Below are 25,653 nucleotides of genomic sequence, written 5' to 3' on the forward strand. Positions count from 1 at the left end.
AATGATGAATATGAAAAATAAAATCCCATCAAGTCTTTTTAAGTTTTCTTTGTTGCTTTTTCTAATGGTCTTAAACTCCTGTTCTTCTTCTAGTGATGACTATGTAGCGGTAGAAACTTCTCCTGTGATTCTCAATTTAGCAGAAGTTCCTTATTCTAAATTATCCGATTACAAATTCTTTGAAGGCGATATCAAAAACCTACAACCTGCTTACGGCGTTTTGCCTTACAAACCTACTAGTGAACTTTTCTCAGAATACGCCAAGAAAAGCCGCTTTGTTTGGATGCCAAACGGAACAAAAGCCACTTACACTAGCGATGCTGAAGTCTTAAATTTACCCGTAGGCGCGGCGCTTATTAAAACCTTTTATTATAATAATGTACAACCTGCCAATGCTACAAAAATCATTGAAACCCGTGTCATGATTCGAAAATCGACGGGTTGGATTTTCGCAGAATATGTTTGGAATGAAGATCAAACAGACGCATTGCTTCAAATGACTGGCAGTACTGTTTCAATTTCTTGGTTGGATGAAAATAATGCACCACAACAAGTTGATTATAAAATTCCGGCGGCCAATGATTGCCGCATGTGCCATGATGTTAGTGCTGAAAGTAAACCAATTGGCATCAAACCTCAAAACCTAAACAGCAATTATAACTATACTTCGGGAACCAAAAACCAACTTTCAAAATGGGTTGAATTTGGTTATTTAGAAAATAATTTACCCGCAACGATAGTTTCTATAGTGGATTATAAAGACACTTCTAAAAGTTTAGATTTACGTGTGCGTTCTTATTTCGACATCAACTGTGCACATTGTCATCAAAACGGTGGAAATGCTGATTTCACAACCATAAGAATGGCTTTTAGTGAAACTGCAAACCCAACTAATATGGGCGTTTGTATTGGAGGACTTCAAGTTCCCGGTATTACTCATGGTTATATTGTTACGCCACAAGATACCAGTCAATCTACTTTATTTTACATGATGAATACCACGAATCCCGGTTTTCGAATGCCGCGAGTAGGCAGAACCATTGTGCATCAAGAAGGCGTTCAACTTATAGAACAATGGATTAATTCACTTCCGATTTGTAATTAATCTTGTGTAAGTTTTGTTGATTCATTATTATTGTATCTTTCCATTGCTTCTAGCCATTAATACAAAACAAAAATGAACCATTCGATTCCAATAAAAAGCAAAATTAGGCTTACGCTATTTTTGTTTTTACTGTTTTCAGCTTTTAATCTTCATGCACAACGCGGTTATTTTGACGCGCCCTATTTGCGTTATGAAACCGATGCAGGAATCCTTTCGAATGGTGCTGTCAATACCACAAAATCTTTTGCTCAGGCGGATTTGCAATCGGAAGCTTCGCAACAACAATGTACCAATTTGAGTGCGACCAACGCAACTGTAGCATGGACACTCACGTCAACAGCCAATGGGCTCGTTATACGTTACAGCGTTCCCAACGGAGAAACCGCTACAATAGGCGTATACAACGGAAATACCCAAATTACAACACTAACATTAACTTCACATTGGTCATGGGAATCGCTCTGGAACAACGGCAATCCGAATAATGTTGGTGTCGTGAATCAAAATCCAAAAATGCGCTTTGATGAAGTGCGGTATTTACTTCCAACGCCTATTCTTGCCGGAGAAAATTTAAAATTAATCAGAGAAAGTGGCAATCCACACATTGATTTCGTTGAATTGGAAGCTATTCCACTGGCTGTCACAGCACCAGTCGGAGCCGTAATTTACACAGGTAACGGCAGCAATCTTCAAGCGTTTATTAATGCCAATGGTGGACACAAAATATTCATTCCAACTGGTGTTTATAATGTTTCGAGTGAATTGTATTTCGGTGTTGCCAACACATCATTACTTGGCGCGGGAATGTGGTATACGCAAATCAACTTCACTGCAACAACTTCAAATAATGGTGGATTGCGTGCGAATGCAACCAATATTTCGTTTGCCGATTTTTACTTGACTACTAATAACGCTTCGAGAAGTAATGCTTACAAAGCGATTAATGGCGTGTTTACCGCAACTTCAACGATTACCAATATCTGGGCAGAACATTTTGAATGCGGTGCCTGGATTGCACAATACAATGTTGGCGGTCCAGCAATAGCTGATGGTTTTACACTATCCAATTGTCGATTCAGAAACAATTATGCCGACGGAATCAATCTGTGCAAAGGCACTTCGAATGCGATTGTTGAGCATTGCAATTTCAGAAACAACGGCGATGACGATCAAGCCATTTGGTCTGCGAACGGGTTGGAATGCATCAACAATACTTTCCGATATAACACCTCCGAAAATTGTTGGCGCGCTTCCGGACTTGCTATTTATGGAGGAAAAAATAACAAAGCTTACAATCTGCTTATCAGAGATAATTTAGAATCAGGAATACGATTCAGCAATTCTTTTCCCGGCGTTGGATTTAACGCTTCGGGGCTTCATGACATTCACGATATTAATATCTATTGTTGCGGAACTTTCAATGATTTGTATAATCAGCCTGTAGGTTCTATTGATATTTTCTGTGCCAACAGTGCAGGAACGCAAGTAAGAAACATTCAATGCTATAATATTAGTGTCACAGATTCTAAAAATGATGGCATTTTGATACAAAAAAAATCTGGGGATGGTATTTACAACCTTTCCTTTTTAAATATGGAAGTGGCCTGAACCGGTAAGGAATATCCATTCAATAATACCAACAATAGTGCGGCAGCTAGAGGTTTTTTTGTAAAGATTATGAATGCGCCCAATGGAAACGCAACGTATTGCAACATGAATTATTTGGAACGCGGCGGCAATGCAGCAACCGATGAAAATAATAGCGGTATTGGAACCTTTTCATGGACATCGAATGCGACATGCACGCCATTGGGTTTGGAAGAAATCAGCTTGGAGTCGATTGCAATGTATCCGAATCCGGCAACCAATCAATTGGTGGTTAATGGACTTTCCTTGAATGAAAAAATCAGCATTTATGATTTAACCGGAAAACTTTTATTGCAAAAAACTACTTACAACGCAACCGAAACCATTGACACAAGTCATTTGAAGTCAGGACTTTACTTCATCTCTTTAGAAAACGGTATGGTGATTAGAAAAGGGAAATTCATCAAACAATAAGACATTTTGAAATGTAATATTTTGTGCTATCTTTGAACTTCTTCAAGCAATTCATAATTCTCATTAACTGATTTTCTAGTAATCCTATGAAGAAGTATTTTTGCTATATCCTATTGTTATGTTACGGGTTGATTTTTGCCAATCCACAAGACAATATCTTGCTACAAAAAGGCTGGAATGCCTTAGTAAAAGACCAAGAAAATGAAGCGTTCAGCTATTTTTGGCAAGCCTTTGAAAAAGCAAAAAAAGAGAACAATACTGAAGACAAAGCCGAATCATTATTGTATTTGGGCATTTGCTCTTTTGGTGCCAGTTCTGAAAAAGGTTTGCGTTATGCTACCCAATCTTTAAGTGAATACAAAAAATTATCTTCTTCACATCCGGAGCTAGCCAAAAATGGTCGCAGCCGTTGTTTGCAACTCATTAGCACGATATATAGCAGACAAAAAAAATACACAGAAGCCATTGCATTAAGTAAAAATGTAGTCGCTGATTTGGAAGGAACCAACGACAAAGAAGGCACATTAGGTTTGGCATACACTAGTCTTGGGACATTGTATGAAATTCAAAAGCAAAACGATTCTTCAGCTTATTTTTTTAAACACGCCGTTGCAGAATTCGAAAGAGCCAAAAACATTGCTTATTTACCGAATGCCTACATCAAAATGGGCGATTTGGCGAAGAAGAAAAACGGCAAAAACATCAGTTATAATTACTATACAAAAGCATTGCAACTTTCCAATACATCGGAAAACAAACAAGCTCAAGTTTCGTGTTTGGTGGCTTTAGGAAAATGGGAATTGGCGTTTAATAATGATGAAGCACAAGCTGAAATTCATTTTCAAAAAGCAAAACAAATTTCTAGTGGATTATCTGATAAAGTATTTGAAATCAAATCGATACAAGCGTTGATTGAATTGAAAAAAAAGCAAAAAAAATACTTGGAAGTGAGTCAACTTCAAGATGCACAAATCAAAATTAAAGACCATTACTATTCTTTAGAAAGAGAACAAATTGCCAAAAACCTCGAAGTGCAATTTGAAGTAGCCGAGAAAGACCGCAAGTTAGAACTCATTTCAAAAGAAAAAGAAGTATCACGATTGACCAATTCGTTATTGTTTAGTTTGGTCATGCTGTTGGTTATTGTATTTTCCTTTTGGTATTTTTTCCTAAAACGCATCAACAAGCGCGACAAGCAATTGCTCAAAACCAAAGAAGAATTGTTTGCCGTATTAGAAGAACAGAAGAAGCTCAAAGAACAACAATTTGAGAACGACATCGAGCATAAGGAAAGTCAATTGAGCGCCATTACGCTTCAAATGTTGCAGAAAAACGAATTGCTTGAAGAGATCAAATCGATCATTCATAAAAAAGAAGATACTACGGAAAAGCAATTGTCAAAAGTCATCAACAGCCATTTTACGAAAGACAACAATTGGAATGACTTTGACAAATATTTCGAAAGTGTCAACAAGAATTTCTACAACAAACTCAAACAAAAATATCCTGATATCAGCTCGAATGATTTGAAAATTTGTGCTTTAATCAAGCTCAATCTTTCGATAAAAGAAATGGCATCGATTCTCAATATTTCACCAGACAGTGTCAAAACAGCGCGCTATCGTTTGCGAAAAAAATTACAATTGACTACTGAAGACAATCTAACGGAATTTATTTTGTCGGTGTAAGAAATTATTTTTCGATAAGTCTACCCAATATTCATCAGTATTTATAGCTTTGTATACCTTTTGTCTACCTGTTTTTTAATCCAACATATTACAAATTGATTATTTTTGAAACGTGAAATTGCTATGAAGAAGAAGTTTCATCGATTGTTTTAACTTTAAAAAAAGTATTATGAAAAAAAATTATTTTTTTAGTATAGTGGCACTGCTAACTGTTTCGTTAGGGAGTATGCAGGGACAAGTAGTAAATGGGACTTTTGAAAACATCAAAGACAATGGTCTTATCAGCAATTGGGGAATGAATTTTTTTACACCAATAACCATTGATGCTGAAACCGGCGAAACCACTCAAGATTTTATCACGTTTGGATGTTGGCCAGGATTTGTTTTCCCGAGTTGGGATGCGAATCACGGGCAACATGCTATGCAAATGACCAATGGATTGAATGTTACAACCAATACAATAATTCCTGCCAAATCGATACTTTTCAATGATCCAAAACAGGATATTCCGGGTTGGAATCCAGGAATTCCGGTAGATTTATCGGATCAAGTAGCCATGCTTGGATTTGATTATAAATTTACTCGAATGGGAAATGATATAGCTGAAGCGGAGCTTGTTGTTTTTGGTACTGATGGGCAAGAATTGGGCAGAGCAACGGTAGACATTAGTCAAACGAATACGCAGTACCAATATTTATACGAACCTGTGCAATTTACATCATTTGGTATACCAGCTTCTATCCAGGTTTCATTTTCAATGGCTAAAGAAGGTTCGGTTCCGGCATTTGGTAGTACATTAATTGTTGATGATGTTATTGTGAGTTATGCTGCGTTAGCCAACGACGAGTTTCAATCAACACAATTTATAGTTTATCCAACGGTGGCCAGCAGTGAAATCAATATTGTTAAAGGAAGTACCGCTCCGAGTGGTAACTATAATTTTACAATCACCAATATGGAAGGGAAAACCGTAAGCAATCAATCAATACAATTATCAGATAATAATCCTTTTACTGTGGATGTGAGTCAACTTTCAAAAGGCATATACTTCATTTCATCTAAAGGATTTTCGACGAAATTTATGAAGCAATAATATACCTCAAAATTCCAATAGAAGCCTGACCGTTATAAAACCGTCAGGCTTTTTTTTTTTTTACTTTTATTTCTATTGATTATTTTATTACTTTGGTCCAACCATTATTTTTGGTCCCCAAAACCGCCGCTTAATATCCTACAGATTTAAATCGCATGTCTTTCATTAAAAGAAATTGAATGAAACTAGTAGGCTATATCAAAGAAAAAAAAGAAAATTCGTTTCGAATTCCGGTTTATGCCAACACCAAAGGCGCATTGTTTTTTCATGCGGTTGATGAACGTTATAATATTACTGATTTTGTGACGGCCACTTATAATGAAAAGAATTTTCAGAAATTGTATTTGTCTAAAAAATTCGAAGTTGGGAAGAAAGGTGCCATAGTTTTTGTAGGTTCCGAAAGTTATCTTCATTATAATAATGCTCCCACTGCGATTGAAGAAATCATCCATTTTCTGAACGATCACAGTACCGTATCGAACATCAATGTGATTTTAGATGAAGCCATGCTTTTGAAAAACAGAATTTTTTCTGACCATTTTGTAGTCGATAATTTTGTCGTTAAAATGGACCCTACAGAGGAGCATATTATTTTATCATTTGATTTTCCATCACCTAAGAAAGAAGTGGCAGTTGAAAAAAATAACATCACGGTCAACTCAGAAATGCCGCAAAGGAAGAAAGAACGAACCGTATATCTCGAACAAGAAAGCGACCCGGCTTTTACCAATGCCATCAAGCAATTGAATTCTGTGGATATGAATTTTGAACTCAAACTCAAACTGCGGGCTGAAGAAAGAAGAAGCAAATTAAAAACGTTCAATTACCAATTCAAATTGAATCAGAACTCAGCTAAGAGAAAAAATTCAGCGGAATAATTTCAATGGCAAAACTTCCGCAACAAACCAGTATTTTTTCAATCATGACGCAAATGGCCAACCAATACAACGCCATCAATCTTGCGCAAGGTTTTCCAAATTTTCCTGTTGATACGGTTTTAAAAAACATCGCATCAAAGTGGATTCATGAAGAAATTCATCAATACTTACCAATGTCTGGTTATCCGCCGTTATTAGAAAAAATCTCCCAATTGACTTTCGAATCTTATACAAGAAAAGTAAATCCGGCTACTCAAATACTCATAACTGCAGGCGCCACACAAGGAATATTTACCGCCATTCAAGCTCTAGTGTATCAAGGGGAAGAAGTCATTATTCTCGATCCGAGTTATGATTGTTATGAAACACCCATTTTACTGCGTTATGCAAAGCCCATTCGCATTCCTATGAAAGATGATTTCATGCCCAATTGGGTAGCCATTTCCGAGTCGATGAATGCTAAAACACGCATGATTATCATCAACAATCCACACAATCCGTCAGGCAGAATTTGGACGGAATTCGACTACATACAATTAGAAAATCTATTGGAACTTTACCCAAATGTTTTGGTGCTTGCTGATGAAGTTTATGAATCCATTACTTTTGAAAACCCTCATATTTCAGTACACCATCGCCCGAAATTATGCGACAAATCCATCAGTGTTTCCTCATTTGGAAAATCATTTCACATCACCGGTTGGAAAATCGGTTATTTGATTGCTTCAGAATCGTTGATGGATGAAATCAAAAAAGTGCACCAATACCTAGTGTTCAGCGTCAATAGTGTTGCGCAATATGCCATTTGTGAGTATCTCGATCACGTAAAAATGAAAGAGCTCAGCCATTTCTACCAACAAAAAAGAGATTTGTTTCGACAATTGCTGCAACCTTCGCGTTTTGAACTGTTGCCTTGTGATGGTTCGTATTTTCAAACCGTTTCTTATGCTGCAATTTCAAAAGAAAGCGATTTGGATTTTACGAAAAGACTCGTGAAAGATTTTGGCGTAGCGGCCATTCCGCTTTCTCCTTTCTATGGTGACAGTAAAGATTCGAAATGTATCAGGTTTTGTTTTGCCAAAGATGAAGCTACTTTAGTTGAAGCAACGAAACGGATTAGCGGCCTTTAGAAAAAATAACCGCTAAGACCGCTAAGTTATTAGCAAAGTACACAAGGATTTTGCGTTAATATAGAATTTCAATAGCGAACTTTGCGGGAATCTTTGCGTCAGTTGCGGTTAAAAGAAAACCACATACTAATATGACAATGAAAACCTAAATCACATTCACTTCCGCTTCAATCCGAATTCCAAAAGTGTTGTAAATGGTTTCCTGAATATCCTTCGAAACATTCAAAATTTCCTGCCCCGTTGCGTTGCCATAATTGACCAAAACCAAAGCCTGATTTTTATGAATACCCGCATCACCAAAGCGTTTGCCTTTGAAACCTGCTTGTTCAATAAGCCAACCTGCAGGCACTTTGACTTCAGTTGGCGACACATCAAAATATTTCATTTCGGGAAATTGCTGGTGAATTTTCTCAAAATCAGTTTTCAATAAAATCGGATTTTTGAAAAAACTACCGCTGTTGCCAAGCTCTTTCGGATCGGGTAATTTGCTCTGGCGTATTGCAATCACAGCATTACTTACATCTTGAATCGTTGGATTTTCAATACCTTGCTTAGACAATTCCGATTGAATATCACCATAAGCCGTATTGATTTTATGATGGCGTTTGGTCAATTGAAAAACAACTGAAGTAATAATATAGTGGTCTTTCGCTTCCTGTTTGAAAACACTTTCACGATACCCAAAGTGACAATCCGCATTTGAAAAGGTCTTCATGGCTTGCGAATCAATGGTCATGGCATCACAGGAAACCATCGTGTCTTTGATTTCAGTGCCGTAAGCGCCAATATTTTGAACCGGCGTCGTGCCAACATTTCCGGGAATTAAAGACATATTTTCGAGTCCACCGAAATTTTTCGACAAGGTCCACAGCACAAACTCATGCCAATTTTCACCGGCTTGACATTCTACCCAAACCCAATCATCGGTTTCTTTAATGATCTTTTTGCCTTTTAAATCGATGTGAATTACTAACGCATCAATATCTTTGGTCAACAACATATTGCTTCCGCCGCCCAAAACAAACTTTTTTTCGTGAGCGTATTTTTGCAAAATCGATTGCAATTCTTCAACAGAATGCACTGCAACAAACTGCTTTGCTTTGGCTTCGATGCCGAAAGTATTGTAGTTTTTTAAAGAAAATTGATTGTGAATTTCCATGCTGTTTTTTTCAAATTTTGGGTAATCGGATTACAGTACTTCCAATACGGTTGAAAATTTTTCGACATAATACTTCATCCAAATGTGCATCATGAATAAAGGCATAATATAAGAAACCATTCTCGTATCGCCTTGCTGCAAATTCTGAATTAGTTTCTTGATGTTGATGTGTTCAAAATATGGCATTTGAAACATATCACTTCTGGAGAAAGATTCTAATTCTTCCTTAAATTCAGGGCTTTTCGTAATATAATCGCCCCAAGGTGTACTCAATCCGACTTTTCTAAATTTCAGAATTTCATCAGGTAAACGATTTTCCATAGCGGATTTTAGAATGAATTTTCCTTTCTTTCCCGTAAACAACCATTTGTCTTCTAGCGAACCTAAACCGGCAATCAGACGTTGGTCTAAAAACGGTTCACGGCATTCTATTGACGCGCCCATAGTGCAACGATCATTGCGGTCTAACAGCGAACATAAATACGTGTTTTGATCGAAGTAAAGCGCTTGTCTTCTTAAATTTTTTGGATATAAAGATTTCGCTTCTTCGTATACTTTCTTTCTGTATTCGTTTTTCGGGGCACCGTGAATTCCAAAAGTATTGGCAATATCTTTCGGAAAAATATTGCAACCATTAAACATAATTAAATCGCGGTTGTTTTTAATCTGAGCATAGCGAACCAGTTTTTCAAATCGTGGTTTTTTAGAAAACACATCAATATTGGATAGTGCCGCAACTGCATGCAACAACGATGGATATTCTAAAGGTTTGTATCGCACATAACCGCCCATTAATTCGTCAGCGCCTTCACCCGAAAGCAATACTTTTACCGCCGGTTTGGCCAGTTGCGAAATGGCCAACAAATGGGGTTCGCTCAAATGCATTAAAGGTTCATCTTGAAAATAAGTCGCTGTCAATAAACGATCATACAATTTCGAACCTTCCAATTGTAAAGTATTGAATTGATAATGATACTGTTCGGTCAGTTTTTTAGCCAAATGCGATTCGTTGTGTTCTTCTTCTTTAAACCCGATTGTATAGGTTTGGATGTCTTTATATTTTTGGGTGTACAATGAAGAAAGCACCGAAGACGAATCTAAACCCGCACTCAACAATACGCCAACAGGAACATCACTAACCATTCTGAGTTGAATTGAGCTATCGAAAGTTTCGCGAAACCAATCAATTGGATTTTTAATATCGGCGTGATTTTGAATTTCACTTTTTAAATCCCACCATTTGTTCGTTTCTATTTTTCCACTTTCGTGAATGGTCATTGCGTGTCCTGGCAATACTTTTTGTACAAGTTCGAACATCGTATTTTCTCCGGCGACAAATCGATTGAAAATATATTCTTCGACGCCGGCATGTGCAATTCGCAAAGGAACACCGGCTTTGAACAGTGCTTTTTGTTCGGAAGCAAAATAGAAAGTTTCTTTATAGAACGCATAATACAAGGGCTTCACTCCCATTCTATCGCGAACTACAGTCATCTTTTTTTCGAGTTTATCCCAAATAGCAAAGGCAAACATTCCGTTGAGTCGATTCAGCATTTTCAAACCTTGCCATTGAAATAACTTCATCAATACTTCCGTATCTGAATGCGTTTTGATTTCGTAGCCGTGGCTTTTGAGTTCGCCGTAGAAATCTTTAAAATTGTAGATTTCACCATTAAAAACCATAGCGTATCTGCCGTCTTCCGACAGAAAAGGTTGATGTCCGGCTGCCGAAGTATCTAAAATGGATAACCTTCGATGTCCTAAACCAATATTTTGGTCAATGAAAATACCTTTATCATCAGGTCCACGATGCTCTAAGGCGTCGCGCATCTGAGTTAAAATGCGTTCATCTACTTTTTTTTGCGATTGCAAATGCAAGATGCCATTAATTCCACACACGCTAATTGACTTTATAATTGGTTATTAATTCATGGTATCTATCGGCAATAATTTTCATATTGATCGCATAATTCGCTTTCTCTTCCACAAATTTTCTATTTTTTATAATCACTTGTTCTCTGTATTCTTTGTTTTCAAATGCCCAAATTAATTCTCTTGCCAACATTTCTTTATCATCTACAGCAATGAGCTGTCCGTTTTCCCGATGCGTTATCCAACTCTGATTTCCCAAAACATCGGTAACAATCGGATAACAATCGGCAGCCATAGCTTCAAATAAAGAAGCAGAAACGCCTTCTGTTATGGGCATACTAATGTATAAGTTGGCTTGGTGTAATAATTCCGGTAGTTTGTCATTTGGAATCCTTCCCGTAAAATTAACTTGATCCGCAATGTGCAATCTTTTAGCCAATTCTTTCAAGGCTGCCAATTGTTGTCCGCTACCAACAATGGTGAGTTTAAAATCAATTCCTTTTTCATGAAGTATTCCGAAAGCTTTTAAGATCGTGCTGTGACGGTATTCCGCCAATAAGGAACGTGTTACTATGGCATGAATATTTTCTGTTTTTTGAGCTTCATTCTTGAAAATATTGATATCGACTCCTTTGGGCAATACCAAAACTTTATTCATATCGACATGGGCTTTTTTCATAGAAAAAGTCATTACTGTTCCCCAAGCATGAATCAATGTAGCTTTTCTGAAAGCATAATTCTGTATCATCTTTTTAACAGGAAATAACAATGAATTTTCGGGCCACAAATCCGTAATGCCTTGCTGTGCGATGGCGAATGGTTTTACGCCTGACAAGGCAGCAAGAAATCCATAGCTAGTGGTTCTTTCGGCAATGACCATATCGGGTTGTTTGGCGTTAATGAGTTTTTTGATATTGAAAACGGCACCGCAATATTCTAAAATACGAGACAATCTATTGACAAAACCAGTGCTTGGCGATTTCAATTCCCAAGTTAGGATTTCAAAGTCGCCAAATTCTTGAAGGCCTTTAATCCAAGTAATGGCGTCGGCTCGATACGTTTCGCCCAGAAATAGTATTTTTCTTTTTTTAGTATGCACTATTCCTCAGAAGTTAAAGCTCGGTTGATGTAATCGTTTAAAGGTTTCAAGGCAATTAATTTCTTGCTGATGTCAGCAACAAAATCCTTTTGAGTGGTTGTCGCAGCATCAAATTTTTGAGTGGCAGTGAAACTTTTGAGTTTGAGATATTCGATTGCAGGATGTTCTTTATCAAAACCTCGCGGTGGATTTTTGAGCGTTGAATTTTCATTGAAATTCAAATTTCCAAAAGTAGATTGAAAAGATTTATCATGAATAATTTGTTCTAAATCGTCATAAAAAAAATTGATTTCCTTTCTTATTTTTTGAAGTTGATCCGGCATCGGGCAATACATTCCGCCTCCAACAAAAGAATTCTCTTTATCGATTTGCAAATAATAACCAGAGGATTCAGCGTTTTTAGCACCAGACGCCAACCAAATGCCCATATGGGTTTTATAAGGCGATTTGTCTTTAGAAAAACGAATGTCGCGATTGATTCGGAACGTGCAATTCTTTACTTCGAGCATTTCCAATGAAGCGTCCAAAGGTTTCATCACTTCGAGTAAATCGCTGATGAGTTTATGGTAATCGGATTTGTAGGCTTCGTATCGTTTTTTATTCGCCAAAAACCATTCACGGTTGTTGTTGGCTTTCAAATCTTCAAGAAATTGAAGCGTATCTTTTGATAACATTGTTAACTTATTGTAATTGTTTTTTCAAATCTTCTTCACTCACAAAACCTACATTTTTCCATTTAAGTGTGGCATTTTCATACAACAATAAAGCGGGAAGACCATCCAATTTTAAATCGGAAATCAGCGTTTTGTTTTCATCGGCATTCAATCGAATTATAGTTACTTTACCCTTCAAATCGGTTTGCATTTGTTTAATATATGGCGTCATTTTTTTGCAAGGTTCACACCAATCCGCGTAAAAATTAACCAGCACTTTTTTGTCTGATTTCAATAAATCTCCGTATTCTTGGGAACACATGCCAATAATTTTATCGGAAGGTTTCGCCAATCCGGCTGCGTTCCATTTCATAATGCCACCTTGCAAATCATATACTTTAACGAAGCCCATTGTTGCCAATTGATCTGAAGCTTTTTTACTGCGACCACCAACCATACAATACACAAAAACGGGTTTGGTTTTGTCTAATTTTCCGGCTTTACCAACAAAATCATCACCGTTCCAATTGATGTTGATGGCATTATCTAAATGTTGACTAGTATATTCTTCGGGAGATCTTACATCGATCACTTGTGCGTTTGGCGTTGTTTTTATTTTTTCAGCAAAATCTAGAGGCGCTACATTTTCATAATTATCGTGCGTTTGTGCGTGACAAGAGAAAAGTATAAAACCCAATAACAGCAGAAATGAATGTTGAACTTTCATGAAAATCATTTTAAAAATGAGCCTCGCAAAATTACTTAAATTTTAATATTGTAAACCAAATTTATACTTAAATTATAGGTTAAATATTTTATAGCTTTGATGGGTCAATTTTACAATGTTTTCAGTACGTTCGGCGTGAGTGTCAGAAATAAATAATTGCCCGAATTCGTCATTATTGACCATGGTTACGATTTTACTGACTCTATTTTCATCGAGTTTGTCGAAAACATCATCGAACAGCAAGATGGGCTTTTCACCGCATTGCTTTTTGATGAATTCGAATTGCGCCAATTTTAATGCAATTAAAAACGATTTCTGTTGGCCTTGTGAACCAAATTTTTTAATCGGAAAACCATCAATTTCAAACGATAAATCATCTTTGTGAATACCTGTTGTGGTATAATATACGATGCGATCTTTAGCAAGGTTTTCTTCGAGCAATTGCAATAGTTCTTTATCATGCAATTGACTTTCATAAACCAACTGCACCGATTCTTCCGAGCCTGTAATCGCTTGATGATGCTCATTGAAAATCGGAATAAACTCGGCTAAAAAGTGTTTTCTTTTCTCGAAAATCAAATGACCAAGTTGGTGCAATTGCTCGTTGTATATCGACAGCGTATCATTTTCAAAAACATGATTCAATGCAAAATATTTGAGTAAAGCATTGCGTTGCTGCAAGATTTTTTGGTATTGAATGAGTTGTTGTAGGTAATTTGAATCCGATTGTGAAATCACCGTATCCATAAATTTTCTGCGGGTTTCGCTGCCTTCTACAATCAAATCGCGATCGGCCGGCGAAATAATCACCAGCGGAATCAATCCGATATGATCTGAAAATTTCTCGTACTGTTTTCCGTTGCGTTTCAGAATTTTCTTTTGGCTTTTCTTTAAACTACATACGATTTGCTCGGTTCTGTCTTTAATTTCAAAAGTGCCATCAATGACAAAAAACTCTTCACCATGCTTGATATTCTGAACCGCGAGCGGGTTAAAGTAACTTTTACCATAAGCCAAATGATAAATTGCATCAAGCACATTGGTTTTTCCCACGCCATTATTTCCAACAAAACAATTGATTTTGTGATCAAATTCGAAATTGGCTTCCGAAAAATTTTTATAATTGAATAAAGCAATCGATTTTAAATTCATGAGAATAGCGAACGAACGTATATTTTACTGAAGAATTTTCGTTTTTTAAGCGCCTGCAAATTATTGAAAAATATCCATAAAACAGCCTTAAAACGTTTTTCTATTGGAAATAATTTAGTTCAAAATAACCTGATTATGGAAGCAACGCGCTTTATTTGAAAAAAATCAATATTAAATCCATTTTTTTTGTGTGGGTTTGAATAAAAATTTTATTTTTGCGGCTCACTAATTTAAAATAGATGGCAACATATAATAAGAGAGGTTACAAAACTCCAAAAGAAAAAGTAGAAAATGACGGTGCTTTTATCGAAGCTGATGTAAAAGTTGATGAAAAAGATAGTACAACCGCTGGTGTTTTTAACTCTTTAGATCAAACCGCTTCTAAAACAGAAGAATGGGTTGCCAGAAATCAGAAATATATTTTTGGTGTTGTAGCTGTTATTGCTTTGGTAACCGTAAGTTATTTAATGTATCAAAAATTCATTGTTCAACCAAAAGAAGACGAAGCAACAAGCGAAATGTTTGAAGCACAACAAAATTTCCAAAAAGCGGTTGATGCTACTAAAAGTACCGATTCGTTATTCAATTTAGCCTTAAATGGTGAAAAAGGAAAATTCGGATTTAAAGCTATTGCTGATAAATATTCAGGGACCGCTGCCGGAAATTTAGCCAATTATTACGCTGGTATGGCTTACTTGAATACCGGTAAATATGCAGAAGCAATCACTTCATTAGAAAGTTTCAAATCAGACGATATGATTTTAAGCGTATTGGCAGTTGGCGCAATTGGTGATGCATATGCTCAGAAAAAGCAACCAACTGAAGCGTTAGCACAATATGTTAAAGCGTCTGAAATGAATAGAAACGATTTAACAACGCCACGTTTTTTATTGAAAGCAGGACAAACCAGTTTGGCTTTAGGTAAAAAAGCGGATGCATTGAAATACTTTACAGAAATCAAAGAAAAATACGAAACTACACCAGAAGGTTCTAGCGTTGATGCTTTGATTGGTTTGGCTCAATAATTTTAGATTTTCGATTCAGGTTTTATATCTTACAATCTTAAAATCTAATCATCTTAAAATCTACAATCAAAATGGCTACTGCAAATAAAAACTTATCCAATTACGATAAAAACACAATCCCAAATGCGAAAGATTTTCGGTTTGGGATTGTTGTTTCTGAATGGAACGATCACATCACCAACGGTTTGTTTTCAGGTGCTGAAATAGCACTACTCGACTGCGGTGCCAAACAGCAAAACATCCTTCGTTGGAATGTTCCCGGAAGTTTCGAGCTCATCTACGGTTCAAAAAAAATGATTGAAACCCAAAATGTAGATGTTGTCATTGCAATCGGTTGTGTCATCAAAGGCGAAACAATGCATTTCGAATTTGTATGTGAAGGCGTCACGCAAGGCATCAAAGATTTGAATGTGATGTCAGATGTGCCGGTAATTTTCTGTATGTTGACCGACAATAACGAACAACAATCCATCGACCGAAGCGGCGGTATTCATGGCAATAAAGGAACAGAAGCCGCAATTGCCGCGATTAAAATGGCTTACTTAAGACAACAAGCTGGTTTGAATTATCAAGTAAACCAACAAGCATTGACTTCAGGGCAATTACAAATTGAAGAAAAACCATTGAAACTTAAAGAATAGCAACAATAAATTACGAATTAAAATAATAACAAACCTGCTTTTATCCGAGTAGGTTTTTTGTTTTTTATGATTATCTTGGCTGTAAAAGCTAATAGAAATTAGTTAAATTTGTACGCCTTGCGCGAAAAAACATTAAATCATTAAATAGCATAATGTCGAGCATCATTCAATTACTTCCCGATCACGTTGCCAACCAAATTGCCGCCGGCGAAGTGGTGCAACGCCCTGCATCTGTCGTAAAAGAATTGCTTGAAAATGCCGTTGATGCCAAAGCGACCGATATCAAACTCATCGTTAAAGATGCCGGAAAAACCTTAATTCAAGTCGTTGATAATGGACTTGGCATGAGCGTTACCGATGCGCGTTTGTGTTTTGAAAGACACGCCACATCTAAAATTCGCCAAGCGGAAGATTTGTTTAAACTGCACACCAAAGGTTTTCGTGGTGAAGCTTTAGCATCCATAGCAGCGATTGCGCATGTTGAATTGAAAACCAAACAAGATCAAGAAGAATTAGGCACGCATTTGATTATCGAAGGCAGTAAATTTCTGTCGCAAGAAGTCGCGGTGATTCCAAAAGGCACGTCGTTTTCTGTGAAGAATTTATTTTTTAATATTCCGGCGCGGCGCAATTTTTTAAAGTCAGACACAATTGAATTCCGCCATATTATGGATGAATTTCAACGTGTTGCCTTGGCGCATCCCAACATTCATTTTGCATTTTATCACAATGGTAATGAAGTGTATATCTTACCTGCAAGCAATTCAAGACAACGTATCGTGACGATTTTTTCAGGAAAAACCAATGAGAAATTGGTGCCAGTTCAAGAAGAAACCGACATACTCACGATTGATGGTTTTGTAGGCAAACCTGAGTTTTCAAAAAAGAGCAAAGGCGAACAATTTTTCTTTGTCAATGACCGCTACATCAAAAGTGGTTATTTGCATCATGCGCTGATGAATGCTTATGAAGGATTGCTCAAAGAAGGTGCACAACCGAGTTATTTTTTATTTTTGAATGTACCACCGAATACTATCGACATCAACATTCATCCCACAAAAACGGAAATTAAGTTTGATGATGAGCAGGCGTTATATGCGATTCTTCGTTCTTCGATTAAGCATAGCTTAGGCCAATTTAATGTCGCACCGGTTTTGGATTTCGACCGAGATTCGAATTTAGACACACCTTATCATTACAAAAATACAGAAGCGCCTTATCCAACGATTCAAGTCGATGGGAATTACAATCCTTTTGCAGATGAAAAACCAACGAAGCTTCATAATAGTGAAAAACCAAAGCCTAGAAAGGAAAGTTTCAATGAAAACAACCACGCCAAACAATCTGCTTCTTGGGAAAGTTTGTATGTTGGATTGAAAGACGCCGCCGATAGTATTTCGGAAGTGGGTGGCATGCAATTCGAAAGTGAAGATTTGACTGCGCCTTTGTTTGGAGACAATGAAATCGAACAACAGGTCAATAAAACGTATCAAATTCACCGAAAATACATCGTCAATCCAATCAAATCAGGAATGGTGATTGTCGATCAACAACGCGCACACCAACGCATTTTATACGAACAGTTTCTGACCAATATGACAGTGCTACATGCCTCGAGCCAACAATTGTTGTTTCCGTTGCACTTATATTTTTCAACGAATGAAATGGCATTGATTAGAGAATTACAACTCGCTTTATCCAACACCGGATTTGTTTTCGAATCGACCAATGAGGACAATATCGTCATTTCAGGTATTCCTGCCAATGTCACCGAAAGCGAAGTCAATGCAGTGTTAGAACAGCTTTTGCGAGATTTGCAAGATGGTGTTCCTGAAAACAGCTTCAGTCAAAATGATACGATAGCCAAATCGATGGCGAAAAGTTTGGCAGTAAAAAACGGAACTTATCTAACGGAGGTAGCGCAGGAAAACCTTGTCAATGGTTTGTTTGCTTGTAAAGAACCTAACGTTTCTCCTTTTCAAAAACCCACTTTCATCACAATGCGTGTGGAAGATTTAGACAAAAAATTCGCGCTATGATGCAGATTACACCAACGGTAAAACAATTGTTGATTATTAATATTTTGTTTTTTATCGGAACCCAAATGGTGGGTGAACAAGCCTATGATTATTTATCGCTTTTCTTTTTTGAAAATGCAAAATTTCAATATTGGCAACCCTTGACCCATATGTTTATGCATGGCGGCATCATGCATATCACTTTCAATATGTTTGCCTTGTATTCATTTGGTTCCGCTTTGGAGCATTTTTGGGGCAGCAAAAAGTTTTTGTTTTTCTATATTTCTTGTGGATTGGGAGCGGCTTTATTGCACACCGCGGTGAACTATTTTATGTTTCACCACGGATTAAATGCATTAATTGAAGCTGGATTCAATCCAACAGAAATTTATTCATTGCTTAACGACGGTAGAATGGATAGCCGATGGGTTGATACGCTCGGTAATTCTGGTTTGTCAAATTTCGCAGGCGCTTTTGCTTCTCCTGCTGTTGGTGCTTCAGGCGCTATTTACGGGCTTTTAGTAGCGTTTGCCTTCATGGTTCCCAATGCAGAATTGGCATTGATGTTTATTCCGATTCCAATTAAAGCCAAATATTTTGTTCCAGGTTTATTAGTGGTCGATTTGATTCTAGGCGTTTCGGGAGAATCTATTTTTGGAGGTGCGAGCGGTATTGCTCATTTTGCTCATATTGGTGGCGCACTCGTTGGTTTTTTAATGATGTGGTATTGGAAGAAAAATCAATTCAGAAAGAACCGTTGGAATTAAATCTTAATATCTTACAATCTCAAAATCTTACAGTCTAAAAATCTAATAATCGAATAATCTAAAAAATGAACATCTTAGACGATTTAAAATTACAATACAAACTAGGTGGTTTTGAACAAAAACTCATCTATTGGAATTGTGGCGTTTTCTTATTGTCGATTTTGTTTTTCTATCGATTCAAATTAGGATTTTTTGATTACCCAACTTGGATTGCTTTGTCGTCAAACAGCATGGAAGTACTATACAAACCATGGACGTTACTAACATATTTCTTTTTCCACGCAGGTTTTTTTCACCTATTATTCAATATGATGGTGTTGAATTTCGCCGGTCGACTTTTCCTGACTTTCTTTTCCCAAAAACAACTTTTAGGATTGTATTTGTTAAGTGGCATTTTTGCCGGACTCGCTTTTACATTCATTTATAAACTCCTAAGTCCAGAAAGCAACTCGGCTATTGTCGGTGCTTCGGGAGCGATTATGGCCATTTTGGTGGCAACCGCTACGTATTCTCCGTTTATGAATTTGCGCTTGCTTTTGATTGGCAATGTCAAGTTGTGGCAATTGACGTTTGTGATTTTATTGCTCGACTTGATTCAGATTTTTACTGAAAACACCGGAGGTCACATCGCGCATTTATCGGGTGCATTTTTCGGATTTTTGTATATTAAATTATTGCAAAACGGAACCGACTTGAGTAAAATCGTATCTTTCATTACGGATGGAATTTCGGGCGGATTAAATACAAAAAAAGCAACGCCATTCAAGAAAGTGCATCGAAATTACAATACCAAACCAGCCGAGAAAGTTTCTAAAATCGTAACGAAAGACAAAACACAACAACAAATCGATGAGATTTTAGATAAGATCAGCAAATCAGGTTACGACAGTTTAACCAAAGACGAAAAGGAATTTTTGTTTAAAGCCGGAAAGCAATGATGAAAAAGCTATCATGGTTCAATAAAGGCATGTTTTTTTTCAATATAGTATTGACTGTATTGACATTTCTCGCCTATGTCCTACCCTTTTTAGCGCCAAAATTGTTTCCTTTATTGTCGGTATTAACTTTAGTATTACCGTTGTTTTTAATTTTGAACGGTTTGTTTTTCTTGTATTGGTTGATTCAATTCAAAAGACAAATTTTCTTATCGGGATTGGTGTTGCTCATGGGCATCACATTCATCAATAAATTCTATAAATTTTCCGCTGTTGATTTGCCCAAAACCGATCAGGATTTTGTGGTGATGAGCTATAATGTAAGACTGTTCAATTTGTTTAGTTGGTTGCCTGATACCGATGTTGTGACTTATATCAGAACCTTTATCAACGATAAGAATCCTGATATTCTTTGTATTCAGGAATATTCAGCAGCCGCGCAAATTGATTTGAAAGTGTATCCGCACCGTTATATTTTTATGCAAGGCAATAAGATCAAAACCGGTCTCGCTATCTTTTCGAAATTTCCCATTATTGATGAAGGGCATTTGGTTTTTCCGAAATCGAATAACAGCGCCATCTTTGCCGATATTAAAAAGGGGAAAGACATCATACGCGTATACAACATGCAGTTGCAATCGATTAAAATTTCACCTGACGTTAATGAAATTTCGGAGAATATTGATGAGATTAACCAGCAAAAATCGCAGTTGGTTTTCAATCGCATCAGCATTGCTTTTCGAAAACAACAGCAGCAGGCCGAGATTATTATGAATCATAAAAACGGGTGTGACTATCCTGTGATTATTTGTGGTGACATGAACAATAGTGCGTATTCGTATGTATATCGCAGCATCAAAGGAAAACTAAACGACACTTTTGAAGAAGCCGGAAGCGGTTTTGGAAACACTTATAACTTCAAATATTATCCTGCGCGCATCGATTATATTTTTGCTGATGGTCAGATGAAAGTCAAAAGTTTTGAGAGTTTTCCCGACTTTGTCAATTCCGATCATTATCCGATTATGACGCGTTTGGAAATGGTGGAATGATTTAAATTGTTTGGTTTTTGAGGTAATCTAACGCAAATCTGCCTTCATTAAACAGCAAATCTAAAATGCTTAAGTTGTTTAGAAAACCATGTTTATCTCCAAAAACTTGGGTGTACGATTCGAAAGTAGCTGTATCTTTTTTTCCGTTAGTCAGATTTCTAAAGTCATTGAAATCGGGAACTTCATGAAAATATTCAACCGTTTGATTGTATTCAAAAGGCATTCCAAGACATTTCGAAACGATCGCCATGGTTTCCAGATTTAAATCCATTAAGAACGTGTGTTTCTTGGTGAAAATCGGTGTAATGGCATCTTCAAAATATTCAAAAAACGGCGAAGTACGATAAGCGGCTTCTAGCGATTTGAAATGTTGTTTTTGCCAATCGAAAGCCGTTTCGAGTTTGACATCTTTGGTTTTTTGATGTTTCTCTTTGGAATGTTTTATTGGAATATTGAGCAGTTGCAAACCGTTTGGGCTGTAAATCAACGTTCGGTTTCTGTTGGTTTGCTTTTGGTAATTATCTTCCATTTCAAAAGTAATCGAATCCGCTTGCGCTATTGCTACGAAATGGCTTATTGATGGGAAGTATGTGGGATGAATTAGGATGTTCATTTTTTTGTTTAATCGTTGATTTGTTTAATCGTTTAATCGCCAGTCCTGTTGTAGATGGTTGCCCTAGCCCCGATAGAAGGGAAAATCCTTGGCGTTGCGCCGTTGGCATCAAACAGATTGCTTCACTTCGTTCGCAATGACAAGATTGGAATGATAGCGGGATTAGCTCCTAAAAAACCAATAGCAATTGAACGATTCTTCGATTACACGGTTAAACGATTCCACTCCAATTAACTATTCTCTTTTCTCTTATTGAAAAAGAACGTGATTCCAAAATAAGCAACCAAAGCGATCAAGAAAAATTTGAAATACGAATACGGTTGTCCTTCGCCGCCAACGGTTGTAAACAAACGCTCCCAACGAATTTTACCCAATCCGCTTGCATGCGAATCCAAACTCATCCAAATGAAAACCGGTTTCCCTACAATATGATTTTCCGGAACATAACCCCAATAACGGCTGTCTTCTGAGTTGTGGCGGTTGTCACCCATCATCCAATAGTAATTTTGTTTGAAGGTGTAGGCATTCGATACTTTGCCATTGACTCTGATTTCATCGCCGGTTACTTTGAGATCATTGCCTTCGTATTCGGTGATAATTCTTTTGTAGAACGGCAAGGTTTGCCCATTTAGAGGCACTGTTTTTCCTGCTTCAGGAATATAAATTGGTCCGTAATTGTCCTTGTTCCATCCGTCTGCAATTTGTGGAAAAACTGCAGGTTCGGGATCGTGCGACACATTTCTGACAATACTGGTTACGATTGGATTGTTCTTTAATCGAGTTGCTGATTCTTCGGTCAAGGCTGAAAAAATAAAGGTATTGGCACTGGTTTGATAGACGCCATCGGTAATATGTAAATCTTTCAAAATATACGTTTGATCGAAAGAAGAACCATTGGTTGAAACCGTATAAGAATACTGCGGCTTGGCTCTTTCAGGCAATACCAATTGTTTTCCATTGATGAAAACCACACCATCTTTAATTTGTAGCATATCGCCTGGTGTTCCTTGACATCTTTTTACATAATTCGATTTTTTGTCGATGGGTTTGTCGGCTTTTCTTTTGGAAGTATCGAAGAATTTATAAACGGTATCTACGGGCCAATTGAAAACTACAATGTCATTTTTCTCAATTTTTTGCAATCCAGGGAAACGGAAATAAGGCAATTGCGGTTTGTTCAAATAAGATTTTTTGTGCAACAATGGAATAGTATCATGCACCATTGGTAATGCTATAGTTGTCATCGGAACACGAGCACCATAATGAAATTTACTTACAAACAAAAAGTCACCAACCAACAAAGATTTCTCTAAAGACGACGTTGGAATCGTATAGGGTTGCATCACATACGTATGAACAATAGTAGCAACAACAATAGCAAACAATAATGAACTAATCGTATCAGCTGCTTTATTTTCCGGAATTAAACTGCGATCCGGAATGTGATTTAAAGATTGGGTGTAATTAACATAAGTCACATACAGCCCTAAAGTAGCAATCCCTAAAATGGTATCGGTAGTAGAATTTTTACCGAAACTGCGCAAGGTTTCTACCCAAACTACAGGAAACATAATCAAATTGACAATCGGCACGAACAACAAAATGGTATACCAAGTTGGGCGATTGATAATTTTCATCAAAACGATAGCGTTGTATATCGGTACCGCAGCTTCCCAACGTTTTCTACCGGCAGCTTCATACATTTTCCAAGTTCCGATGAAATGAATTACTTGAAGGATTAGGAAAAACACAAACCATTGCAATAGTGTCATAATTTTGGATTTTTAGATTTTTAGACTATTAGATTTTTAGAAAAATCAATTTATATATTCAATACATCTTTCATTGTAAATACGCCGGTTTTTCCGACTATCCATTCTGCCGCGATTACAGCTCCTAACGCAAAACCTTCTCGGTTGTGTGCGGTATGCTTGATTTCGATGGCATCCACTTCTGAATTGTAAACTACTGTGTGCGTTCCTGGAACATGCTCAATTCTTTTGGCGTCGATTAAAATCTCGTGTTCCTTAGCATTTTTCAAAGCCCAACTAGAATAATCGGAATGGTCGATGATATCTTTTGCCAAAGTAATCGCCGTTCCGCTTGGTGCATCGAGTTTTTGTGTGTGGTGAATTTCTTCCATCGATACTTTATACTGTTCAAACTTCGACATTATTTTGGCCAAATGTGCATTCAATTCAAAAAAAATATTGACGCCCAAACTAAAATTTGAACCGTAAATAAATGCGCCATGTTTTTCATTACACAACGCCACCATCGCTTCATATTCTGAAAGCCAACCGGTCGTGCCAGAGACAATCGGAACATTAGTACGCAAACAAACCGAAATGTTACTCACTGCAGCATCAGGAATGCTAAAATCTATTGCAACATCGGCATTTTCGAGTCCATCGAATGTGCTTCTGCTCGTCTTGCGCAATACGATTTCATGGCCACGCGACAAGGCCACCTGCTCGATCACTTGCCCCATTTTTCCATATCCGAGTAGCGCTATTTTCATTTGAATGTATAATTTAAAGCCAATCCAAATGTAGGTTTTTTATACCTTTCATCAGGATACAAATCAGTACGAATCGACAGATTATCATTAACATTGAATTGCCCTAAATGCGCGTCAATATTAGCGTCGATAATATTCAAAGCATAAAATCCTACCGTTAACAGCATCGATAAATCTCGATTTCTGCGGTAAAATCGCTGTGCTTGAATCAATCGCGAATCATCGAGATAATCGTATTTCGGATTTGGATTTCCTGCCAACCGGTCTTTGTATGCGTCGCGAAATTCGTGGTATTTGCTGTTGTTGGTCGAATAAAAATAAAGTGTAGCACCTAAAGCACCATACACCAAAGGAATTTTCCAATATTTTTTGTTGTAAGCTTGACCCAAACCAGGCAATATCGCTGAGTAAAAAGCAGCCTTAGCAGGCGCCAAAGGGTTGATCTCTTTATCTTTTATGGAGTCTTTGGTAATCAAAAGCGGTGCGTCTTTCTCTTGACTGAAAACCGAAAAGTTTCCGCAATACAAAAGCAAGAGCAGTATGACAATATACTTAAGCACTTAGCCTTTAATCAGTTTGATGATTCTGTTGAAATCTTCTTCAGAATGAAATGGAATCGTGATTTTCCCTTTGCCATTACCCGCCATTTTCACATCGACTTTTGCTCCGAAGTAATTTGCAATCGCTTTCTTTTCGTCTTCAGCAATGGCATAAGTCGTTGGCTTGGCTGTTTTTTTGGTTGCAGGTTTGAGGCTTTCTTGATAGCTTTTCACCAAAGCTTCGGTTTCACGAACCGATAAATTTTGACTGACAATTTTTTGGTAAATATCGGTCTGAACATCTTGATCTTCAATATTGATAATCGCACGACCATGGCCCATACTGATAAAGCCATCGCGAATACCGGTTTGGATAATCGGATCGAGTTTCAACAAACGCAAATAATTCGCAATCGTAGAACGTTTTTTTCCAACGCGCTCGCTCATTTGTTCCTGCGTCAATTGAATTTCATCAATCAAACGTTGGTACGAAAGCGCAATCTCAATCGGATCTAAATCGTGTCTTTGGATGTTTTCAACCAAAGCCATTTCAAGCGATTCTTGGTCATTGGCGATTCTGATGTAAGCCGGAATCGTAGTCATTTTATTGATTTTCGAAGCACGCAAACGACGTTCTCCCGAAATCAATTGGTATTTATTGAAGTCTAATTTACGAACTGTAATCGGTTGAATCACGCCGAGCTCACGAATCGAAATCGCCAATTCCTGCAATGATTCCTCATTGAAATTGCTTCGGGGTTGAAACGGATTGATTTCAATCGCGTCAATTTCTAATTCGATAATATTACCAACCACTTTGTCGGCATTCTTATCATTGACCGACTGAATATTATTATCAGGATCTTTCAACAAGGCAGATAATCCTCTTCCCAATGCTTGTTTTTTTACTGCTTGTGACATAAAT

Annotated in this window: 24 protein-coding genes; 13 read left to right on the forward strand and 11 right to left on the reverse strand. The window is 37.2% G+C overall.

Annotated features, from left to right (window positions below; all coding sequences use genetic code 11):
* Positions 1-10 precede the first annotated feature (10 nt).
* The 7 genes from RMO03_RS03965 (at position 11) to RMO03_RS03995 (ending at position 7,955) form a co-directional block, all read left to right on the forward strand.
* Positions 11-1,105, forward strand: coding sequence for a hypothetical protein (locus RMO03_RS03965; RefSeq protein ID WP_309640791.1), 1,095 nt, complete (start codon positions 11-13; stop codon positions 1,103-1,105).
* A 72-nt stretch (positions 1,106-1,177) separates the two neighbouring features.
* Positions 1,178-2,713, forward strand: coding sequence for a right-handed parallel beta-helix repeat-containing protein (locus tag RMO03_RS03970; RefSeq protein ID WP_309640792.1), 1,536 nt, complete (start codon positions 1,178-1,180; stop codon positions 2,711-2,713).
* A gap of 69 nt (positions 2,714-2,782) precedes the next feature.
* On the forward strand, positions 2,783-3,166 hold the full coding sequence (locus tag RMO03_RS03975) for a T9SS type A sorting domain-containing protein (protein ID WP_309640793.1): 384 nt from the start codon (positions 2,783-2,785) through the stop codon (positions 3,164-3,166).
* Between the two features lie 86 nt (positions 3,167-3,252).
* Entirely contained in the window at positions 3,253-4,854 is a 1,602-nt protein-coding gene (locus RMO03_RS03980) for a hypothetical protein (protein WP_309640794.1), read from the forward strand.
* 169 nt (positions 4,855-5,023) lie between these two features.
* Positions 5,024-5,947 (forward strand): T9SS type A sorting domain-containing protein, encoded by a 924-nt coding sequence (locus tag RMO03_RS03985; protein ID WP_309640795.1) that lies wholly within the window; start codon positions 5,024-5,026, stop codon positions 5,945-5,947.
* Positions 5,948-6,126: 179 nt separating this feature from the next.
* On the forward strand, positions 6,127-6,825 hold the full coding sequence (locus tag RMO03_RS03990) for a hypothetical protein (RefSeq protein WP_309640796.1): 699 nt from the start codon (positions 6,127-6,129) through the stop codon (positions 6,823-6,825).
* A gap of 5 nt (positions 6,826-6,830) precedes the next feature.
* On the forward strand, positions 6,831-7,955 hold the full coding sequence (locus tag RMO03_RS03995) for a methionine aminotransferase (RefSeq protein ID WP_309640797.1): 1,125 nt from the start codon (positions 6,831-6,833) through the stop codon (positions 7,953-7,955).
* 145 nt (positions 7,956-8,100) lie between these two features.
* Here the strand turns inward: RMO03_RS03995 and murB are convergent, their stop codons facing one another.
* The 6 genes from murB to recF form a co-directional block, all read right to left on the reverse strand.
* The gene (gene murB, locus RMO03_RS04000) at positions 8,101-9,114 is read right to left on the reverse strand and encodes a UDP-N-acetylmuramate dehydrogenase (protein ID WP_309640798.1); all 1,014 of its coding nucleotides are present in this window, start codon (positions 9,112-9,114) and stop codon (positions 8,101-8,103) included.
* Between the two features lie 30 nt (positions 9,115-9,144).
* Positions 9,145-11,013: an asparagine synthase (glutamine-hydrolyzing) gene (gene asnB / locus RMO03_RS04005; RefSeq protein ID WP_309640799.1), complete on the reverse strand. Its 1,869-nt coding sequence runs from the start codon at positions 11,011-11,013 to the stop codon at positions 9,145-9,147.
* A 1-nt stretch (position 11,014) separates the two neighbouring features.
* On the reverse strand, positions 11,015-12,085 hold the full coding sequence (locus tag RMO03_RS04010; RefSeq protein ID WP_309640800.1) for a glycosyltransferase: 1,071 nt from the start codon (positions 12,083-12,085) through the stop codon (positions 11,015-11,017).
* Complete coding sequence (locus RMO03_RS04015; RefSeq protein WP_309640801.1) at positions 12,085-12,759, reverse strand: DUF2461 domain-containing protein; 675 nt, start codon at positions 12,757-12,759, stop codon at positions 12,085-12,087. The genes RMO03_RS04010 and RMO03_RS04015 overlap by 1 nt, the downstream gene beginning before the upstream one ends.
* A 7-nt stretch (positions 12,760-12,766) precedes the next feature.
* Entirely contained in the window at positions 12,767-13,465 is a 699-nt protein-coding gene (locus RMO03_RS04020) for a thioredoxin domain-containing protein (RefSeq protein ID WP_309640802.1), read from the reverse strand.
* A gap of 72 nt (positions 13,466-13,537) precedes the next feature.
* Entirely contained in the window at positions 13,538-14,617 is a 1,080-nt protein-coding gene (gene recF / locus RMO03_RS04025) for a DNA replication/repair protein RecF (protein WP_309640803.1), read from the reverse strand.
* 239 nt (positions 14,618-14,856) lie between these two features.
* Here recF and RMO03_RS04030 point away from each other — a divergent pair, with 239 nt between their 5' ends.
* The 6 genes from RMO03_RS04030 to RMO03_RS04055 all read left to right on the forward strand — a co-directional run bounded on the left by RMO03_RS04030 (position 14,857) and on the right by RMO03_RS04055 (position 21,055).
* Positions 14,857-15,642, forward strand: coding sequence for a tetratricopeptide repeat protein (locus tag RMO03_RS04030; RefSeq protein WP_309640804.1), 786 nt, complete (start codon positions 14,857-14,859; stop codon positions 15,640-15,642).
* A 71-nt stretch (positions 15,643-15,713) separates the two neighbouring features.
* Positions 15,714-16,283, forward strand: a complete 570-nt coding sequence (gene ribH, locus RMO03_RS04035) for a 6,7-dimethyl-8-ribityllumazine synthase (protein WP_309640805.1) — start codon at positions 15,714-15,716, stop codon at positions 16,281-16,283.
* A 152-nt stretch (positions 16,284-16,435) separates the two neighbouring features.
* Positions 16,436-18,322 carry a DNA mismatch repair endonuclease MutL gene (gene mutL, locus RMO03_RS04040; protein ID WP_309640806.1) on the forward strand — a complete coding sequence of 629 codons (1,887 nt, stop codon included), beginning with the start codon at positions 16,436-16,438 and terminating at the stop codon, positions 18,320-18,322.
* Positions 18,319-19,068 carry a rhomboid family intramembrane serine protease gene (locus RMO03_RS04045; protein WP_309640807.1) on the forward strand — a complete coding sequence of 250 codons (750 nt, stop codon included), beginning with the start codon at positions 18,319-18,321 and terminating at the stop codon, positions 19,066-19,068. Before mutL ends, RMO03_RS04045 begins: the two co-directional genes overlap by 4 nt.
* Positions 19,069-19,133: 65 nt before the next feature.
* Entirely contained in the window at positions 19,134-20,006 is an 873-nt protein-coding gene (locus tag RMO03_RS04050) for a rhomboid family intramembrane serine protease (RefSeq protein ID WP_309640808.1), read from the forward strand.
* Positions 20,006-21,055, forward strand: coding sequence for an endonuclease/exonuclease/phosphatase family protein (locus RMO03_RS04055; protein ID WP_309640874.1), 1,050 nt, complete (start codon positions 20,006-20,008; stop codon positions 21,053-21,055). The genes RMO03_RS04050 and RMO03_RS04055 overlap by 1 nt, the downstream gene beginning before the upstream one ends.
* A 1-nt stretch (position 21,056) precedes the next feature.
* Here the strand turns inward: RMO03_RS04055 and RMO03_RS04060 are convergent, their stop codons facing one another.
* From RMO03_RS04060 to RMO03_RS04080, 5 genes are all read right to left on the reverse strand, one after another.
* Positions 21,057-21,668, reverse strand: coding sequence for a WbqC family protein (locus tag RMO03_RS04060; protein ID WP_309640809.1), 612 nt, complete (start codon positions 21,666-21,668; stop codon positions 21,057-21,059).
* A gap of 230 nt (positions 21,669-21,898) precedes the next feature.
* Complete coding sequence (gene lepB / locus RMO03_RS04065) at positions 21,899-23,440, reverse strand: signal peptidase I (RefSeq protein WP_309640810.1); 1,542 nt, start codon at positions 23,438-23,440, stop codon at positions 21,899-21,901.
* Positions 23,441-23,490: 50 nt separating this feature from the next.
* Complete coding sequence (gene dapB, locus RMO03_RS04070; protein ID WP_309640811.1) at positions 23,491-24,189, reverse strand: 4-hydroxy-tetrahydrodipicolinate reductase; 699 nt, start codon at positions 24,187-24,189, stop codon at positions 23,491-23,493.
* On the reverse strand, positions 24,186-24,749 hold the full coding sequence (locus RMO03_RS04075; RefSeq protein ID WP_309640812.1) for a DUF5683 domain-containing protein: 564 nt from the start codon (positions 24,747-24,749) through the stop codon (positions 24,186-24,188). The genes dapB and RMO03_RS04075 overlap by 4 nt, the downstream gene beginning before the upstream one ends.
* Positions 24,750-25,649 carry a ParB/RepB/Spo0J family partition protein gene (locus RMO03_RS04080; protein ID WP_309640813.1) on the reverse strand — a complete coding sequence of 300 codons (900 nt, stop codon included), beginning with the start codon at positions 25,647-25,649 and terminating at the stop codon, positions 24,750-24,752. It lies immediately after the preceding gene.
* Positions 25,650-25,653 lie beyond the last annotated feature (4 nt).

Source organism: Flavobacterium sp. (assembly GCF_031411595.1).
Classification (GTDB): Bacteria; Bacteroidota; Bacteroidia; order Flavobacteriales; family Flavobacteriaceae; genus Flavobacterium.

Excerpts from the sequence above, each read along its gene's own strand:
- RMO03_RS03965 (WP_309640791.1), top strand. The coding sequence starts at position 11 with ATGAAAAATAAAATCCCATCAAGTCTTTTTAAGTTTTCTTTGTTGCTT.
- RMO03_RS03970 (WP_309640792.1), top strand. The coding sequence starts at position 1,178 with ATGAACCATTCGATTCCAATAAAAAGCAAAATTAGGCTTACGCTATTT.
- RMO03_RS03975 (WP_309640793.1), top strand. The coding sequence starts at position 2,783 with ATGAATGCGCCCAATGGAAACGCAACGTATTGCAACATGAATTATTTG.
- RMO03_RS03980 (WP_309640794.1), top strand. The coding sequence starts at position 3,253 with ATGAAGAAGTATTTTTGCTATATCCTATTGTTATGTTACGGGTTGATT.
- RMO03_RS03985 (WP_309640795.1), top strand. The coding sequence starts at position 5,024 with ATGAAAAAAAATTATTTTTTTAGTATAGTGGCACTGCTAACTGTTTCG.
- RMO03_RS03990 (WP_309640796.1), top strand. The coding sequence starts at position 6,127 with ATGAAACTAGTAGGCTATATCAAAGAAAAAAAAGAAAATTCGTTTCGA.
- RMO03_RS03995 (WP_309640797.1), top strand. The coding sequence starts at position 6,831 with ATGGCAAAACTTCCGCAACAAACCAGTATTTTTTCAATCATGACGCAA.
- murB (WP_309640798.1), bottom strand. The coding sequence starts at position 9,114 with ATGGAAATTCACAATCAATTTTCTTTAAAAAACTACAATACTTTCGGC.
- RMO03_RS04015 (WP_309640801.1), bottom strand. The coding sequence starts at position 12,759 with ATGTTATCAAAAGATACGCTTCAATTTCTTGAAGATTTGAAAGCCAAC.
- RMO03_RS04020 (WP_309640802.1), bottom strand. The coding sequence starts at position 13,465 with ATGAAAGTTCAACATTCATTTCTGCTGTTATTGGGTTTTATACTTTTC.
- recF (WP_309640803.1), bottom strand. The coding sequence starts at position 14,617 with ATGAATTTAAAATCGATTGCTTTATTCAATTATAAAAATTTTTCGGAA.
- RMO03_RS04030 (WP_309640804.1), top strand. The coding sequence starts at position 14,857 with ATGGCAACATATAATAAGAGAGGTTACAAAACTCCAAAAGAAAAAGTA.
- ribH (WP_309640805.1), top strand. The coding sequence starts at position 15,714 with ATGGCTACTGCAAATAAAAACTTATCCAATTACGATAAAAACACAATC.
- mutL (WP_309640806.1), top strand. The coding sequence starts at position 16,436 with ATGTCGAGCATCATTCAATTACTTCCCGATCACGTTGCCAACCAAATT.
- RMO03_RS04045 (WP_309640807.1), top strand. The coding sequence starts at position 18,319 with ATGATGCAGATTACACCAACGGTAAAACAATTGTTGATTATTAATATT.
- RMO03_RS04050 (WP_309640808.1), top strand. The coding sequence starts at position 19,134 with ATGAACATCTTAGACGATTTAAAATTACAATACAAACTAGGTGGTTTT.
- RMO03_RS04055 (WP_309640874.1), top strand. The coding sequence starts at position 20,006 with ATGAAAAAGCTATCATGGTTCAATAAAGGCATGTTTTTTTTCAATATA.
- RMO03_RS04060 (WP_309640809.1), bottom strand. The coding sequence starts at position 21,668 with ATGAACATCCTAATTCATCCCACATACTTCCCATCAATAAGCCATTTC.
- lepB (WP_309640810.1), bottom strand. The coding sequence starts at position 23,440 with ATGACACTATTGCAATGGTTTGTGTTTTTCCTAATCCTTCAAGTAATT.
- dapB (WP_309640811.1), bottom strand. The coding sequence starts at position 24,189 with ATGAAAATAGCGCTACTCGGATATGGAAAAATGGGGCAAGTGATCGAG.
- RMO03_RS04080 (WP_309640813.1), bottom strand. The coding sequence starts at position 25,649 with ATGTCACAAGCAGTAAAAAAACAAGCATTGGGAAGAGGATTATCTGCC.